Source organism: Methylogaea oryzae (genome assembly GCF_019669985.1).
Taxonomy (GTDB): Bacteria; Pseudomonadota; Gammaproteobacteria; order Methylococcales; family Methylococcaceae; genus Methylogaea; species Methylogaea oryzae.
The window spans coordinates 1401959-1418264 of the sequence record NZ_AP019782.1; the positions used below are offsets into that span (position 1 = coordinate 1401959).

Here is a 16306-nt window from a genome sequence, read left to right on the forward strand (position 1 = left end):
AATATCGTTGTGAATCCGATTCGGAAAACTTTTCAGTACGGCGATCACCTGGTCGCCATGGAAACCGGCGAAATAGCTCGACAGGCTGACGGCGCCGTCATGATCGACATGGCGGGCACTGTGGTGCTGGTTACCGTGGTGGGCAAGAAGCAAGCCAGCCCCGGCGTGGATTTCTTCCCGCTGACGGTGAATTACCAGGAAAAAGCCTATGCGGCAGGCCGCATTCCGGGCGGATTCTTCAAGCGCGAAGGGCGGCCGACAGAAAAGGAAACCCTGACGGCGCGCTTGATCGACAGGCCGATCCGTCCGCTGTTTCCGGAAGGATTCCACAACGATGTTCAGGTGGTCGCCACCGTGATGTCGCTCAACCCCGAGGTCGATCCGGATATTCCTTCGCTGATCGGCGCTTCGGCGGCCTTGGCCGTCTCCGGCATCCCCTTCGATGGCCCGGTTGGCGCCGCCAAGGTGGGGTACAAGGACGGCCGTTATCTCCTCAACCCCACCAACGCGGCTCTGAAAGAGTCGGCGTTGGATTTGGTGGTGGCGGGTACCGACAAAGCCGTTTTGATGGTGGAGTCGGAAGCCAAGGAGCTGCCGGAAGACGTCATGTTGGGCGCTGTGTTGTTCGGCCACGAGCAAATGCAGGTGGTGATTCGCGCCATCCGCGAGCTGGCCGAGGCCGTGGGCGTGACCCGCTGGCACTGGACGGCGGCGGCTGAGGACACGGCGCTGAAGCAGGCCGTGGCGGATTTGGCTCGCGCGGCCATTTCCTCTGCCTACGAGATCGCGGAAAAATTGCCGCGTCAGGAACAGTTGAAGGTCGTTCGCAGCAACGTGGTCGAGAAGCTGCTGCAGGAAGGGTTGTTCACCGAGGGCGCTATTCGCGGACAGTTAGAGAAACTGGAAGAGGAAATCGTGCGCGGCAACATCCTCAACCATAGCCGCCGTATCGACGGCCGCGAGTTGGCGTCGATCCGCCCAATCACCATTCGCACCGGCGTCCTGCCCCGTACCCACGGTTCGGCGCTGTTCACCCGGGGCGAAACCCAGGCACTGGTGGTCGCGACGCTGGGGACTTCCCGCGACGCGCAGATCATCGATGCGTTGGACGGCGAGTACAAAGAGCCGTTCATGCTGCACTACAACTTCCCGCCGTACAGCGTAGGCGAAACCGGCATGATCGGTTCCCCCAAGCGCCGCGAGATCGGCCACGGCCGTTTGGCGAAACGCGGCATCCAGGCCGTGATGCCCGGCGAGGAGTTCCCCTACGTGATTCGCGTGGTGTCGGAAATCACCGAGTCCAACGGTTCCAGCTCCATGGCTTCCGTGTGCGGCAGCAGCTTGGCGCTGATGGACGCCGGGGTTCCCATCAAGGCACCGGTGGCGGGTATCGCCATGGGCTTGATCAAAGAAGGCGATAGTTTCGCCGTGTTGTCCGACATCATGGGCGACGAGGATCATCTCGGCGATATGGACTTCAAGGTGGCCGGCACCGCCAACGGCGTCACCGCGCTGCAGATGGACATCAAAATCCAAGGCATTACTTCCGAGATCATGGGCCACGCCCTGGAGCAGGCCAAGGCCGGTCGTCTCCACATCCTCGGCAAGATGAATGAAGCGTTGTCGGCCACCCGCGAGGAAATGTCCGATTACGCACCGCGCATCATGACGTTCAACATCGACCCGTCGAAGATTCGCGACGTGATCGGCAAGGGCGGCGTGACCATTCGCGGCATCACCGAAGAGACCGGTGCCAGCATCGACATCAGCGACGACGGCGTCATCAAGATCGCGTCGGTCGACCGGCAGGCCGGTGAGGAAGCGCGCCGCCGCATCGAACTGATCACCGCCGATGTGGTGGTGGGCGAGATCTACGAAGGCCGCGTCGCGCGCCTGATGGATTTCGGCGCGTTCGTAACGATTCTCCCCGGCAAGGACGGACTGGTGCATATTTCGCAGATTTCCGACGAGCACGTGGAAAAGGTCAGCGACAAGTTGTCCGAGGGCGACACGGTCAAGGTCAAGGTGTTGGAAATCGATCGGCAGGGCCGCATTCGCTTGAGTATGAAAGGCATCGAAGCCTAACAAGCGGATGTCATCGCAAAAAAAGGGCTCTCGAGCCCTTTTTTTGTGCCTGCTTTTTATAGATTGTGACTTTTGATTGATTAACGGTCTAACGCAGCATGACGATGGAGAGCGGTTCGACATTCGATATTCCGGCGTTCCTGGCGACGCTCACCCAGCGGCCGGGCGTTTACAAAATGCTCGACGCGCAGGGCGCAGTGATCTACGTCGGCAAGGCGAAGAATCTGAAAAAGCGCGTATCCAGCTATTTCAGCAAGAGTTCGGCGACGCCCAAGCAAATCGCCATGGTGGCGCGCATCCACGCCATCGAAGTGACGGTGACGCGCACGGAGGGCGAGGCGTTGCTGCTGGAAAACCAGTTTATCAAGCGCTACAAGCCGCGCTACAACATTTGCCTGCGTGACGACAAGAGCTATCCCCATATCTATGTTTCCATCCACCAGGAGTTTCCCCAGCTGACTTTCCATCGCGGCGCGCGCAAGCGTCCCGGCAAGTATTTCGGCCCCTATCCCAGCGCAGGCGCCGTGCGGGAAAGTTTGAAACTGTTGCAGAAAGCTTTTCGGGTGCGCCAATGCGAGGACTCCTATTTCAGCAACCGCTCGCGGCCCTGTCTGCAACATCAAATAGACCGCTGCACAGCGCCCTGCGTGAATTTGATTACCGCCGAGGCCTACCGGCGCGACGTGGAGCATACGCTGCTGTTGCTGGAAGGCGAGGGCGGGCGCGTTATCGAGGAGCTGGGCGCAACCATGGACGCGGCGGCGCAGCAATTGGATTTCGAGAAGGCCGCTCGGTACCGCGACCGTATCGCGACGCTGCGCGGAATTTTGCAGAAACAGTTCGTGGCCGGGGAGAAGGGCGACCTGGACATGATCGCTTGCGCTTCGCAAGGCGGCGTGGCCTGCGTTCAGGTCTTTTTCATCCGCAAAGGGCAGCAATTGGGGGATCGCACCTTCTTTCCGAAAATGGAGGAGGCGTACGATCCCGGCAACGTCCTGGCGGCCTTTATCGGCCAGTATTATCTGGACAAGCCGGTGCCCACGGAAATATTGGCCAGCCACGAGCCCACGGATTGCGCGTTGTTGACGGAAGTCTTGGCGCAGCAGGCCAAACACGGCGTTCAAATTACCTGGCGGGTGCGGGGCGAGCGAGCTCGTTGGCTGCAAATGGCGCAAAGCAACGCCGAAAACGCGCTGCGCAGCCAGTTGGCGGCGCGCATGAACATGGCGGCGCGTTACGCCAGTTTGAAGGAAGAGCTGGCCTTGCCCGCGATACCGGAGCGGCTGGAGTGCTTCGATATCAGCCACACGCAAGGGGGGCAGACCGTGGCGTCTTGCGTGGTGTTCGACGGCAGCGGGCCGCTGAAGTCGGCTTATCGTCGTTTCAATATCGAGGGGGAGACAGCCGGCGACGACTATGCCGCCTTGGCGCAGGCGGTGGGGCGGCGCTTCGCGCGCATGAAGAAAGGCGAGCATCCCGCTCCCGATGTTTTGTTCATCGACGGCGGGAAGGGACAGGTCGGGGCTGTGACGCAGGCCCTGAGCGAGATGGGACTGGGCGATGTTATGATAGTGGGCGTCGCCAAGGGGCGGGAACGCAGGCCGGGCATGGAGACGTTATTCGTGCCGCCGGATTGCCGACCGTTGAAATTGCCGCCGGGTTCGGCCGCTCTGCTGCTGATTCAGCAAATCAGGGATGAAGCGCACCGTTTCGCCATCACCGGCCACCGCCAACGGCGCGGCAAAGCAGCCCAGCGCTCGCGTTTGGATGACATTCCGGGGCTAGGCCCAAAACGACGCCAGCAATTGCTCAAGCAGTTCGGCGGGCTGGGAGAAATCGCCAAGGCCGGGGTGGAGGATTTGGCCGCCCTGGAGGGCATCAGCCGGCAGTTGGCGGAACGTATCCACGACGCGTTACACGATAGGGACGGATAAATGCGGTTTAATTTGGCAACGACGCTCACGCTGGTACGGATCGGGCTGATCCCCGTGCTGGCCGTGTGTTTTTATCTGCCCTTCGCCGGCGCTCGCAGCCTATGCGCGTTCATATTCGCCGTGGCGGCGTTTACCGACTGGTTGGACGGTTACTTGGCCCGCAAGCTGGAACAGACCACTGCCTTCGGCGCGTTTCTGGATCCGGTGGCGGACAAGCTCATGGTGGCGATCACCTTGGTGCTGATCGTCCAAGCGCAGCCCAGCCCTTGGTTGGCTTTGGCGGCGGCGGTCATTATCGGCCGCGAAATCACCATCGCTTCCTTACGCGAATGGATGGCTGAAATCGGGCAACGGAAGCAAGTCGAGGTCAGCTGGTTGGGCAAAATCAAAACCTCGGCGCAAATGGCCGCCATCGTGGTGCTGCTGTTGGCGTTCGATGTGACGGCGACCTGGGTGGGGGCGTCGGGGTATGTTCTGTTGTACATCTCCGCGGCGTTGACGCTGTGGTCCATGATCAACTATCTGCGCGTGGCACTTCCTATGCTAATAAGCAGCAAGAAGTGTTGACAGGCGGAATAAATCGCGTAGAATAGTCCGGGTAGTCAGGCGGGAATAGCTCAGTTGGTAGAGCACAACCTTGCCAAGGTTGGGGTCGCGAGTTCGAGTCTCGTTTCCCGCTCCAAATTTTAAAAGCCGCGCCCTGATCGCGGCTTTTTATTTTTAAATTTTAGGCTGAGTGGCAGAGTGGTCATGCAGCGGCCTGCAAAGCCGTGTACGCCGGTTCGATTCCGACCTCAGCCTCCAATGTTATGCTCCTGTTGGAGTGGCGTTTCTTCATGGCGAGCCCATGTATCTGAAGACCGCTCTGGCGGTTAAGTTGTACTGTTCTAGTGTGCGCCTATCCCGAATAAGCAGACCAAGGAGTAATCCAGCAAGATGAACATCAACGTTTTTCTCATTCGTTTAATGCAGTTTATCACTTTCGCCCTGTTCATCTTCGCGGCATTGGTATATGCAGGCGTGTTCTTGCTGGTGCCTTTGGATATTCTGTTCCAGGGAACTCGCGTGTTACACGGCATGGGATTCCCGGTGGTGTTGGCGTTTCTGGGTGCTGGCGCGGCGCTGGGTTGGCTGGGCAAGAAAGTATGGGAAATGCCGGCGCTGTGGCAGTTGGTTCTGGATATCGGCATGCAGCTGGTTGCGCACGGCCGCGAACAAATCAAGCGTTATGACGACGTGCTGGCGTCGTATCAGACGAGCTCTCCCCAGTCCAAATAAAAGGACTGCCGCCCACGTGCGTTCGGCTGCTCTTCAGGCCTGCGCACGTGGGTTTTTTGTTTTCAGGCTAGGCTGACCCCGCCGCGCCGCCCCATGACTCAAGATCGTAAGCTGGTCGTTGCTATTTCCTCCCGGGCGCTGTTCGACCTGGACGAATCCCACCGCATTTTTGAGACCGAAGGCAAAGACGCCTACTGCCGCTACCAAATGGAGCGGGAGGAAGAGCCTTTACCCCCCGGCGTCGCCTTTTCCCTGGTACGCAAACTGTTGTCCATCAATGCGACCTTGGCTGGTCCGCCATTGGTCGAAGTGATTTTGCTGTCCCGCAATAGCGCCGATACCGGGCTGCGCATTTTTAATTCCATCCAGCACCACAAGCTGGATATTACCCGTGCCGCCTTCACCAGCGGCGATTCTCCCTTCGCGTACATCTCGGCTTTCGGTGCCCATTTGTTTTTATCCGCCAATGCGGAGGACGTGGTGCAGGCGCTGGATGCGGGGATCGCCGCCGCCACCATCATATCGTCCGGCTCGGCGTCCTCCGCCTCGGAACAACAGCTGCGCATCGCTTTCGACGGCGATGCGGTGCTGTTTTCCGACGAATCGGAAAGGATTTATAAAACGCGCGGCTTGGCGGCATTTACCGAAAATGAGAAGGCCGCGGCAAAAACGCCCATGTCCGGCGGCCCTTTCAAGGCTTTTCTCGCGGCTCTGCACTATATTCAAACCCAGCTTGGGCCCGAGCGTTCGCCGATTCGCACCGCTTTGGTCACGGCGCGGGCGGCTCCCGCCCATGAACGCGTGGTGCGAACGTTGCGGGCGTGGAATATCCGTATCGATGAAGCGCTATTTCTCGGCGGCATGGATAAAGGCGATTTCCTCCGGGCTTTTGGCGCCGATATTTTTTTCGACGACCAAAAAGGTCACTGCGAGTCGGCCAGCCGACACGTCGCTACCGGCCATGTGCCCCATGGCGTAGCCAACGAAACGGGCTAAACCATCCGCCGTCGTCGCGTATGCGCCTGACGCGGGATGTTGGATCGCATAGCGTTTTTTCCCAGGACTTTTGACATGGTGTCGATGAAATCCGAAGGATCTTCTGCCGGTCAGGCACCCGTCAAAGGGGACGTGCTGGTCGTCGACGACAATCCCGATAATTTGCGTGTGCTCGAAGGCGTGGTCAAACACGCCCAATGCCGTGTGCGTCTGGCTTTGAGCGGCGAAATGGCGTTGCGCGCCATCGCTTTGCAAAAGCCCGACATCATCCTGCTCGACGTGCGCATGCCGGATTTGGACGGTTACGAAGTGTGCCGCCGGCTCAAGGCAGATCCCGATACGTGCGACATTCCCGTGATCTTCATCAGCGCTTTGCAGGAGGTTGAGGATAAGGTCAACGGCTTCCGGGCCGGCGGCGTCGACTATGTGGTCAAGCCTTTCCAAGCCGAAGAGGTGATTTCCCGAATCCGTATCCACTTGGAACTGGCGACCGCGCGCCGAGCGTTGCGGGAGATGAACACCGATTTGGAATACCGCGTCCAGGAGCGGACCCGAGAGCTGCAAGCGGCCAATGCCAACTTGACGCTGCGCGCCATGCAGGAGCGGGCATTAAGCGAAATTATGGCGTTGTCTCTGGCCAAAACCGAGATGCGCGAATATTTGAACCACGCCATCGCGTTGCTGAACAAGCGCCTGGATTGGAGCGGCGCGCCCAGCCGCAATCTGGTCTTTCTGGCGGATGCGCACGATCCGAACGCGCAAATGCTGCTGGTGGCGGGAACGGGCCTCACGCCGGAGGATCGGCATCGCTGCCGGCATATCCAGCTTGGCCAATGCCGTTGTCTGCGAGCCATTTTTTCCGGGCAACCGGCTTTTCACGATTGCAGCGTTCGGGATTGCGACACGCTCGGACAGCTTAGCGTTCACGAGCACGGCCGTTATTGGATTCCCTTGCTGGATCAAGAGCGGGTGCTTGGCGCCATGGTGCATTATTTGTCGGACGGCAACGCGGAGGAGGAGCTGGATAAAAGCTTTCTCCAACGCCTGGGCGACATGCTGGCGCTGGGGGTGGCGCGCCGTTTAGCCGACGAGCGGGTGGTGTATCTGGCTTTCCACGATGAATTGACCGGCTTGCCCAATCGCCGCCTGTTCGAAAATCGCCTGGAGATGGAGCTGAACCGCTCTCAGCGGCAAGGCGGGGGCGGCGCCATCCTGTTTCTCGATCTGGACCATTTCAAAAACGTCAACGACGTTTTGGGACACGCCGTGGGCGACGATTTGCTGCAACAGGTTGCCGCGCGGTTGAGCGAGGATGTGCGCAAGGAGGACACGCTGGCCCGTTGGGGCGGCGACGAATTTTTGCTGCTGCTGTCCGACGTCGGCGCCAATGTGCTGGATATCACACAAAACGTCGTGCGGGTGGCGAATAAACTGCGCCAGTCGCTGGAGCAGCCTTTTATCGTCGGAGACCACGAAATTCGGGCCGGCGCCAGCATCGGCGTGGCGTTATTCCCGGCCGAAGGGGTTTCCGCCCAGGACTTGATCAAGCGCGCCGATACCGCCATGTATCAGGCCAAACAAAGCGGGCGGAACAACACGCATTTCTTCGAGCACTCCATGCAGCACCAGGCGCTGCGCGTGTTGGACATGGAGCGCGATCTGCGCCGCGCCGTCGCCAACGGCGAGTTCATTTTGCATTTTCAGCCGCAGACCGATTTCCAGGGCCGCTTGGTTGGCATGGAAGCGCTGATACGCTGGCCCAAACCCGAAGGCGGCTTGGTGTGCCCAGCGGATTTCATTCCCATAGCCGAGGACACCGGCTTGATTTTGCCGATCGGCGAATGGGCGTTGCGTGATGCGACGACGCGCTTCGCGGCGCTGCTGCGGCGTCACGCGCTGCCGGGCGAAATTAGCCTGGCAGTCAATATCAGCCCGCGCCAATTCCGTGATCCCGCGTTTTTGGCGATTATCGAGAGCGTGCTGCGGGACAGCGGTCTGCCGCCGGAGCGGCTCAAGCTCGAGGTGACGGAAGGTTTGCTCATGGGCAACGTCGACCAAACGGTGGAAATGATGCAGCACTTGAGCGTGCAGCGTATTCGTTTTTCCATAGACGATTTCGGCACCGGCTATTCCTCGCTGGCTTATTTGAAGCGTCTGCCGATCCAACAACTGAAGATCGATCAGTCGTTCGTTCGCGACGTCCACAACGATCCGCTGGACGCCGCCATCATCGCCGCCATCTTGAGCTTGGCCCACAACCTGGAAATCGAAACGATCGCCGAGGGGGTGGAGACCATGGAGGAGCTGGCTTTTCTGCACGGCGCCGGCTGCCGCTATTTCCAAGGGTATTATTTTTCCCGCCCCTTGCCTTGGGACGATATGGTGCAGATGCTGATGCGCGGCGGCATCGGGCCGGCGCACTGATGGACCAGCCTGCGGCGCCGAGGGTGCTGCTGCGGCAAGGACTCCACCAACGAATTGTGCCGGCCCACGCCGGGCAAACCTTAAAAGACGCCCTGAATGCCGGCGATGTCGAGCTGGCGCCCAATTGCGGCGGCGGCGGTGCTTGCGGCGAATGCGCTTTACGGGTTTTGAGCGGCGCGGTGACGCCGACCACCGACGCGGAGCGGCTGCGATTGTCCGAGGAGCGGCGGGCGCTTGGTTGGCGCTTGGCTTGCCAGGCGCGGCTGCTGGGCGACGTGGACATCTTGTTATCGGATCGGCGACCGGCCGCCGGCTGGGACGACATCCCGGCCGCCGAGCTGGAGGCCGCTCCGTCCTTTGACGCGCCGGGGCCGTTGCATCCCGATGCCGTGGCCGTGGATTTGGGGTCCACCCATATCCGCCTGTCCGTGTGGCGCCGGGGAACGCGACAGCGGTTGGCGGCGTGTTGCGGCCGCAATCCGCAGACGGCCATCGGTACGGACGTGCTGTCCCGCCTGGCCGCCGCCGCTGCGGACCCGGCGTCCGCCCACCGATTGGCGGCCATGGCGGTGGACGCCATCGGCGACGCCCTGCGGCAATTGGCGTGCGAGCATTTCGCGGGAGAGCCGATCGCCGCCGATCGCCTGGTTATCGTCGGCAATACCGCCATGCTGGCTTTGCTCACGGAAGGCGAGGCCGGGAAATTATTGGATCCCTTGGAATGGCAGCATCGTCTGCAATGTCGAGCCACGGATTTGCCGGCTTGGCGGCGCGTTTGGCGGCTGCCCGAAACGGCGGAAATTCAGGTGGTCCAACCCCTGGGCGGTTTCGTCGGTTCCGATTTGTTGGCCGACGTGGCAGCGACGGGATTGGCCGGGGGAGGCGAGGCCGCCTTGCTGGTCGACGTGGGCACCAACACCGAGCTCGCCCTGTGGGACGGGAGTCGTTTGTGGGTGACCGCCACGCCGGGTGGCCCGGCTTTCGAGGGCGTGGGCATCAGCTGCGGCATGTCGGCGGAGGCCGGCGCTTTGTATCGCTTGCGGCGGGACGGCGAAGACGGGGCGCTGCGGGGCGAAGTATTGGGCGGCGGTCCGGCGTTGGGTTTGTGCGGATCGGGATTGGTGGACGCCGTGGCGGTGTTGCGGCAAGGGGGCGTTTTGCATCCCTCGGGCCGATTTATCGGCGACGCGGGCGATGGCGGCTATCCTTTGGCGGATGGTATCGCTTTGCAAAAGCGCGATGTGGACGCCTTGCAGCGTGCCAAAGCGGCCGTGGCCGCCGCCGCCGAATGCCTGTTGTTGCGCGCCGGGCTGAAGTGGCGCGACGTGCGGCGGCTATGCCTGTGCGGCGCTTTCGGCCGCCATTTGCACGTGCCCCACGCCCAGGCCATCGGTTTGCTGCCGGGCATAGCCGCCGAACGCATCGAGTTGCACGCCAATGCGGCGCTGACGGGGTGCGAGCTGGCGTTGCTGGCGCCGCAAGGCCCGGCGCTGCTGGAGCACCTGCGCGAGCGGTCGGTGTTGCTGAATTTGTCCCTGGTGCCGGAATTCGAAGACCGCTTCATCGAAAACCTGCGTTTGCGACCCCTAGCCCTGGATGCCTGACGAGGTGGCCCATGCTGAAACAGATCGTCGCCGACTATAACGAGGCGATATTCGACACCGACAAGGAGCGTGCCTTGCAAGTGGTGGAAGACGCCGTCGCCGCCGGCGTGACGCCGGAGGACATCGTTTTCAAGGTGGTGATTCCCGCCATCGAGGACATGATGCAAACCATCAACCGCGATCCCGACGCCAACCTGGCCCAGCACTTCATGACCGGCCAGATCGCCGCGGAAGTCACGGAACGCATGATCGTCCGCTTCAAGCAGCCGCCGGCCAGCGCCGGGCGGGTGGTGATCGGCAGCTCCCACGGCGATTTGCATTCCCTCGGCAAACGCATCGTCAGCGGTTGCCTCAAATCGTTGATGGTGGAAGTCGTCGACCTGGGCGTCAACGTGGCGCCGGAGCGCTTTGTCGACGAGGCCGTGGCCCACGAGGCCCAGGTGATCGCCATCTCCTCCATGATGGTGCATACCGCCAAGGGCGAAAACGGCTGCTTGAAAGTGCGGCAACTGCTGCGCGAGCGCGGGCTGGAGGGCCGTATCAAGATCGCCGTTGGCGGCGCGCCGTACCGTTTCGACCCGGAGTTGTACAAAACCGTGCAGGCCGACGCTTGGGCGGAGGACGGAATCACCGCCGGGAGGGCCATCCTAGACCTTATCAAAGAGGTGAAAGCGTCATGACGCCGTTGCAACGCCTGACCGCCACCCTGAACGGCGAACCCACCGACCGCATTCCGGTGTTCTGCAACCTGCTGGACCAGGGCGCCCAAGAACTGGGCATGTCCCTGGAACAGTACTATGCCAAAGGCGCCAACGTGGCCGAAGGCCAGTTGCGCATGCAGCGCAAATACGGCTACGACAATGTTTGGAGCTTGTTTTACGTGGGCAAGGAAGCGGAGCTGCTGGGCTGTCGAAAAATCCTTTTCGCCGAGGACGGACCGCCCAACGTCGAACACTTCGTTATTCAGGACTATGGCGACATCGAGCGGCTGGAAGTGCCCGACGACATCGCCGCCCTCCCGGCGTTCGCCGAAACCGCCGAATGCCTGCGCATCCTGCGGGCCGAAGTGGGCGGAAAAGTGCCCATATGCGCCTATTTGACCGCTTCCATGACCCTGCCGGCCCTGCTGATGGGCATGGACAAGTGGATGGAGCTGCTGCTCACGGGGCCGGTGGAGCTGCGCGATTTGCTGCTGGAGAAGTGCTCGCTGTTTTTCCGCCGCCAGGCCGCCGCCTATCGCGCCGCCGGCGCCGACGTGTTGCTCTACTCCAATCCCTTCGGCTCCACCTATTTCGTCGGCATGAAGCGCTTCCAGGCCTTGTCCTTGCCGTGGATGGAAAAGGATTTGTTGCCGGACGGCGTGGACGATGTGGTGTATTACTGCGGCAGCGCGCCGTTCAACAACGTCATCGAACAAGTGCGCGAGCGCTTGGGTATCCGGGTTTATTATCTGGGTCCCGAGGACGACGTGGCGGAAGGCAAGCGGCTGGTCGGCGGGCAGGGCATGGCCTGCGGCGTCATCAACGATATCAAGTTGCTGCGCTGGTCCACGGACGAAATCTGCGCCGAGGTGCGGCGCATCGTCGAAGCCGGCAAGCCGGGCGGACGCTTTTTGTTCGGCACGGTGGTGATGCCGTACGCTATTCCTGAAGGAAAAATCCGCGCCATGCTGGGCGCGGCGTTCGAATACGGCAAGTTCTGACGGCCATGGCGGACAGCGGGCGGCTATCGTTGGTGGGGTGCGGCGTTCTTCGTAAGGAAATCGCCCGCTTGATCGAGCAAAACCATTGGTTGTTGGACACCGACTTCCTCGAAGCCTCCTTGCACGTGAACCTCAAGCGCTTGTCCGATCAATTGGGCGCCTGCCTGGAGCGGCACCGGGACGAGCGTCCCATTGTCTTTTACGGCTGCTGCCATCCCCGCATGGACGCGATGCTGGAATCCGTTGGCGCCTTTCGCACCGATGGGCAGAATTGCGTGGAAATGTTGCTGGGGCGGGAGCGTTTCATGGCGGAGCTGGAAGCCGGCGCCTATTTTCTTTTGGAGGATTGGGCAATCCATTGGGAGTCCGTCGTTGCCGACACGTTCGGCGGCAATTGGGCTGTGGCGCGCGACATTTTCCACGAGAGCCGTCGTTATCTGTTGGCCATCCGCACGCCTTGTTCCGGCGACTTCAGCGCCGCCGCGGAGCGCGCCGCGCAGTCCATAGACCTGCCGCTGCGTTGGATGGATGTCGGCTTGGAATCGCTGCAAGCGGTGCTGGCGGCGGCGATGGCTCGCAAGCAAGCGGCTTGCCGATGAGTCAAGCGCCGCCCCTGGACGAAAGCGAACGGGCCAAGCTGGAAGGGCGCGCGCGCAAGCTCGCCCAGGAAAAAGCCTATCTGCAGTTGGTCAACCAGCTCATGGCTCGCATCAGCGCCCTGCCGGGCCTGGAAAATCTGCTGGACAACATGCTGCAAAGCATCGTCGATATCATCGGCGGCACCAATGTGATGTTGTACTACTGGGTCGACGGGCAGCTGCACTACGCCGATGTCTACGGCGAGCGCCGCCAGCCGGAGGCGATCGACGATGCTTACGTTCGGCAAGTCCTCGACACGGGGACGCCGCTGGAATTGGAGCACGACGTGGCCGATAGCCAGATTCTCAACCCCGCGTTGGCGAGCGCCTGGACTTGGATTTACCCCTTGCGGGTGGGCGATGAGCCGGTCGGGGTGCTGAAGATCGACAATCTTCACGTCGGCACCCGGGAAATGCGGCAGTTCCTGCCGAATTTCTTCAACTACGCGGCGGCGGTGCTGAAGAACGACATCTTCGGCCATACCCAGTTGAAACGGGCCTACGACGAACTCAAGCGCCTCAACGCCAGCCTGGCGGTTGCGCGCGATGCGGCGGAGGCCGCCAGCCGCGCCAAAAGCGCGTTTCTCGCCAACATGAGCCACGAGCTGCGCACTCCGCTCAACGCCATTCTCGGCTTCGCCCAGCTGATGGTGCGGGAGAACCCGCTGGACCAGGACGGCTGCCGCCGTTTGCACGCCATTGAGCACAGCGGCCAACATTTGATGGAGCTGATCAACGACATATTGGAATTGAGCCGGGTGGAAGCCGGTCATTTGACTTTGCGCGTGGAACCCTTCGACTTGCGTGCCCTGGCGGCGACCGTGGCCGAAATGGTGCAGTTGCGGGCCCAAGCCAAGGGGCTGGCGGTGGAGTGCGTATGCGCCGCCGATATTCCGCCGCGAGTGGAGGGGGACAGCCATCACTTGCGTCAGGTTTTGATCAATCTGTTGAACAACGCCGTTAAATACACCGATCGAGGCGATGTTCGCTTAAGCATCGGCTGGGACGGCCGGCAGGCCTTGTTCGAGGTGACCGATACCGGTCAGGGCATCTCCCCCGACGATTTGGACAAAATCTTCGATCCTTTCTATCAAACGGCCACCGGCGCCGCCAAAGGCGAAGGCTCCGGCTTGGGTTTGGCCATCAGCCGCGATTACGTCCGGCTCATGGGAGGGGAGTTGGCGGTGGAGAGCCGCGTGGGGCAGGGCAGCCGTTTTCACTTTGGTTTGCCGCTGCGCACGGTCGAGCCCGCTGGCGAGGACACGGCGATATCCCAAAAGGTATTGGGTCTGGCGCTGGATCAGCCCGTGTGGCGCGTTCTGGTGGCCGACGACGACGAAAGCAGCCGCTTATGTCTGGTGCAATTGCTGGAGCAGGCGGGGTTCGAGGCGCAGCAGGCGGCCAATGGCGAGGAAGCGGTGGATTTATTCCGGATATGGCATCCCCATTTCATCTGGCTCGATCGGCATATGCCGGTGATGGACGGGCTGGAGGCGCTAGGACGCATTCGCGCTTTGCCCGGCGGCCAAAAGACGCCCATCGTGCTGTTGACCGCCACTTTGTTCGAGGACAGCCCCGAGGCGGTCGCCGTTCCGGGCAGCGACGGCTTGTTGCGCAAACCGTTTCAGGCCGAGCAGGTGTTCGAAACGATGCGTCAGCGCTTGGGATTACGCTACCGCTATGCGGAGGAGCCGCCCGCCGTCGCCGCTGCGACGGAACTGGGGCCCGATCCGGCGGGGGTGGCGCGGTTGGATGGCGGTTTGCGTTTGGCATTGCGGCGCGCGGCGGATGTGCTGGATGTGGAGGCGGCGCGCCGCATTGTCGAGGACATCGCATTGCAGGACCCCGCTTTGGCGCGCGGGTTGGGCCAATTGCTGGACAACTACCGTTTCGATCAAATCGCGGCGCTGCTCGACGACGGGCGCCCCGCTTCCGGCTAGTCCGCCGCGACGGTTCGGTATTGGCAAAAATCGTCGGTGGCCTCCACCAGGCGCGCCAAACGCTGATTGGTCCACAGACCGTTCTGTTCCAGCGTGATCCAGGTGCCGTTGGGAAAGACTGTCGGTAGCAGCATCACCGAGGCCGAGTCCTGGCGGGCGGGATCTTCGACTATCAGCAGCGCCGGCAAACGACGGCGGTGTTCGCCTTCGATGTGGGCGCGGGCGGCGCTCACCAAGCCGGGAACCAGTTCCACATTGGCCCAAACCCTGGTCGTATCGGAAGCCGCGGCGACGTTGCGGATGATTCCCGCCAGCGGCTTCATGTTTTCCGCCGCAACGACAACCAGTTGCCCGATGCGCAATTGCCGGCGGTCGCCGCAGAGCGACAGCCGGCCTTGCTCGGGGTGATAGCGCAGCAAACCTTCGCTGCTGTGTGCGGCGGCTAAGGCGTCCGGGTCGGTTCGACCCCAAATCTCATCACGCGAAACGTGGGGCGGATTCTGCCGGGATTCGCCGAAGCGCTGGGCTACTCTGGCCGACAGCGGCGACCGCGCCGGCGCGTGGCCGGGATGCAACTCCAGATTGGCGCGCTCGGGTGTTTTGAGGCGCTGTTTTACCTTGGCCAATTCCGCTTCCAGCAGGGCCGCGCCGCCTTCGGCGCCGGTGGCGAACAGTGCGGTGCGGCATTGCGCTTCTTCCCCTTCGTCGTCCAACGGCGCGAAACGCTGGGCCAAGTCGGTTCCGAAAGTCGAGCAGGCCGCGCCCGTTCGCAGCTGTACCAGCAGCGAGGGTTCGAGAAACAGGTAGCGAATGTCGGCATGCGGGGTCACTAGCGCGCCGATAGGCTGCGGGTTGCCGTCCTTGGCGAGATCGACAAAGAATTGCGCTTCTTGCAGGTTGAAGGCCCGCTCTTTTTGCAAACGGACCAGAGGGATGTTTGCGTCGATCCAGTCGTAGAGTTCCGCTATTTCGCTTTGCCGCAAGCGGGTCGGCAGGGCCAGCTGGAACAGGACGATTTTTCTCAAGCACTCGTCGGCGCTAGCGCTGGAGGCGTAGGGGCCGTCCGGGTCCACGACTGCTCGGTGGGCTACCCCCAAGCTTTCCGCGCAGCGGTAGGCTTGATGAATTTTTCCCCACAGGCCCGCGGCGGGGGGCAGATAACTTTGGGCGCTGCGCAGCAGATAAAGGCCGTAGGCGCTCAACGCCCGATGCGCGGTCGTGGCTTGCTGGTCGGGGCCGAACGTCGTGGCGCACTGAGACGATTCAAGCACGCGCTGGTAGCCGAGGGCCAACTCCGCCTGGAACTGGATGGCAAGCCGCACGGCCCTCGCGATCTTGTCCGGGAGGGGAAAGGTCTGTGCCGAGAAGCAGTGGTCGAAACGGCTGCTCCGGTTGAGTATTTGCGGGCGCAGGGTCTCCAGCAACTGGAGCCGCTGATGGGCCGCTAAATCCAAGCGGTTGACGGCTCGCAAGGCATGGTAAAGGTGGCGGCAGGAATCGCTGAAGCTGAGCGTCGAAAGGCTCAGCAACCATGCTTCCGCGGCGGGCGCGGTCGCTTCGAAAGGGAGCCGGAGTTCGGCCGTTGATGCTGTCCGGGAGACTTCGGGTGCGATGGTTGCGTTGCTCATGATGTCGTCTCCTAAGAAAGTTGCAAGCGGCCCCGCCGTCCGATGCTGGCCGTTTAACTAAGCTTAGATCGGCTGCG

General features: G+C 61.8%; 12 protein-coding genes and 2 tRNA genes. 13 read left to right on the top strand and 1 reads right to left on the bottom strand.

Translation table 11 applies throughout. The features are described from left to right. Window positions 1-9: 9 nt before the first annotated feature. The 13 genes from pnp to K5607_RS06650 all read left to right on the top strand — a co-directional run bounded on the left by pnp (window position 10) and on the right by K5607_RS06650 (window position 14601). A complete protein-coding gene (gene pnp, locus K5607_RS06590; RefSeq protein WP_221048585.1) occupies window positions 10-2085 on the top strand; it encodes a polyribonucleotide nucleotidyltransferase in 2076 nt (691 codons plus the stop codon). Window positions 2086-2183: 98 nt separating this feature from the next. Beyond that, window positions 2184-4019 (top strand): excinuclease ABC subunit UvrC, encoded by a 1836-nt coding sequence (gene uvrC / locus K5607_RS06595; protein WP_054773138.1) that lies wholly within the window; start codon window positions 2184-2186, stop codon window positions 4017-4019. Continuing rightward, complete coding sequence (gene pgsA / locus K5607_RS06600; protein ID WP_221048586.1) at window positions 4020-4586, top strand: CDP-diacylglycerol--glycerol-3-phosphate 3-phosphatidyltransferase; 567 nt, start codon at window positions 4020-4022, stop codon at window positions 4584-4586. It abuts the gene before it with no gap. 39 nt (window positions 4587-4625) lie between these two features. Next, a tRNA-Gly gene (locus K5607_RS06605) sits at window positions 4626-4701 on the top strand. A gap of 48 nt (window positions 4702-4749) precedes the next feature. After that, window positions 4750-4823: transfer RNA gene (locus K5607_RS06610), tRNA-Cys, on the top strand. A 132-nt stretch (window positions 4824-4955) separates the two neighbouring features. Beyond that, on the top strand, window positions 4956-5297 hold the full coding sequence (locus K5607_RS06615) for a hypothetical protein (protein WP_054773139.1): 342 nt from the start codon (window positions 4956-4958) through the stop codon (window positions 5295-5297). 93 nt (window positions 5298-5390) lie between these two features. After that, entirely contained in the window at window positions 5391-6293 is a 903-nt protein-coding gene (locus tag K5607_RS06620) for a 5'-nucleotidase (protein WP_221048587.1), read from the top strand. A 75-nt stretch (window positions 6294-6368) separates the two neighbouring features. After that, entirely contained in the window at window positions 6369-8717 is a 2349-nt protein-coding gene (locus K5607_RS06625) for a two-component system response regulator (RefSeq protein WP_221048588.1), read from the top strand. Beyond that, window positions 8717-10321 carry an ASKHA domain-containing protein gene (locus K5607_RS06630; RefSeq protein WP_221048589.1) on the top strand — a complete coding sequence of 535 codons (1605 nt, stop codon included), beginning with the start codon at window positions 8717-8719 and terminating at the stop codon, window positions 10319-10321. Before K5607_RS06625 ends, K5607_RS06630 begins: the two co-directional genes overlap by 1 nt. Window positions 10322-10332: 11 nt before the next feature. Continuing rightward, window positions 10333-11001 carry a cobalamin B12-binding domain-containing protein gene (locus K5607_RS06635; RefSeq protein WP_221048590.1) on the top strand — a complete coding sequence of 223 codons (669 nt, stop codon included), beginning with the start codon at window positions 10333-10335 and terminating at the stop codon, window positions 10999-11001. Continuing rightward, window positions 10998-12023, top strand: a complete 1026-nt coding sequence (locus K5607_RS06640) for a uroporphyrinogen decarboxylase family protein (RefSeq protein WP_221048591.1) — start codon at window positions 10998-11000, stop codon at window positions 12021-12023. The genes K5607_RS06635 and K5607_RS06640 overlap by 4 nt, the downstream gene beginning before the upstream one ends. 5 nt (window positions 12024-12028) lie before the next feature. Beyond that, window positions 12029-12622, top strand: a complete 594-nt coding sequence (locus tag K5607_RS06645) for a DUF1638 domain-containing protein (protein WP_054773303.1) — start codon at window positions 12029-12031, stop codon at window positions 12620-12622. Next, window positions 12619-14601, top strand: a complete 1983-nt coding sequence (locus tag K5607_RS06650) for an ATP-binding response regulator (protein ID WP_221048592.1) — start codon at window positions 12619-12621, stop codon at window positions 14599-14601. Before K5607_RS06645 ends, K5607_RS06650 begins: the two co-directional genes overlap by 4 nt. On the opposite strand, the gene K5607_RS06655 is transcribed toward K5607_RS06650, so the two are convergent. Next, window positions 14598-16229, bottom strand: a complete 1632-nt coding sequence (locus K5607_RS06655) for a hypothetical protein (protein ID WP_221048593.1) — start codon at window positions 16227-16229, stop codon at window positions 14598-14600. The genes K5607_RS06650 and K5607_RS06655 overlap by 4 nt on opposite strands. Between the last annotated feature and the right edge of the window lie 77 nt (window positions 16230-16306).

Excerpts from the sequence above, each read along its gene's own strand:
- uvrC (WP_054773138.1), top strand. The coding sequence starts at position 2,184 with ATGACGATGGAGAGCGGTTCGACATTCGATATTCCGGCGTTCCTGGCG.
- pgsA (WP_221048586.1), top strand. The coding sequence starts at position 4,020 with ATGCGGTTTAATTTGGCAACGACGCTCACGCTGGTACGGATCGGGCTG.
- K5607_RS06615 (WP_054773139.1), top strand. The coding sequence starts at position 4,956 with ATGAACATCAACGTTTTTCTCATTCGTTTAATGCAGTTTATCACTTTC.
- K5607_RS06620 (WP_221048587.1), top strand. The coding sequence starts at position 5,391 with ATGACTCAAGATCGTAAGCTGGTCGTTGCTATTTCCTCCCGGGCGCTG.
- K5607_RS06625 (WP_221048588.1), top strand. The coding sequence starts at position 6,369 with ATGGTGTCGATGAAATCCGAAGGATCTTCTGCCGGTCAGGCACCCGTC.
- K5607_RS06630 (WP_221048589.1), top strand. The coding sequence starts at position 8,717 with ATGGACCAGCCTGCGGCGCCGAGGGTGCTGCTGCGGCAAGGACTCCAC.
- K5607_RS06635 (WP_221048590.1), top strand. The coding sequence starts at position 10,333 with ATGCTGAAACAGATCGTCGCCGACTATAACGAGGCGATATTCGACACC.
- K5607_RS06640 (WP_221048591.1), top strand. The coding sequence starts at position 10,998 with ATGACGCCGTTGCAACGCCTGACCGCCACCCTGAACGGCGAACCCACC.
- K5607_RS06645 (WP_054773303.1), top strand. The coding sequence starts at position 12,029 with ATGGCGGACAGCGGGCGGCTATCGTTGGTGGGGTGCGGCGTTCTTCGT.
- K5607_RS06650 (WP_221048592.1), top strand. The coding sequence starts at position 12,619 with ATGAGTCAAGCGCCGCCCCTGGACGAAAGCGAACGGGCCAAGCTGGAA.
- K5607_RS06655 (WP_221048593.1), bottom strand. The coding sequence starts at position 16,229 with ATGAGCAACGCAACCATCGCACCCGAAGTCTCCCGGACAGCATCAACG.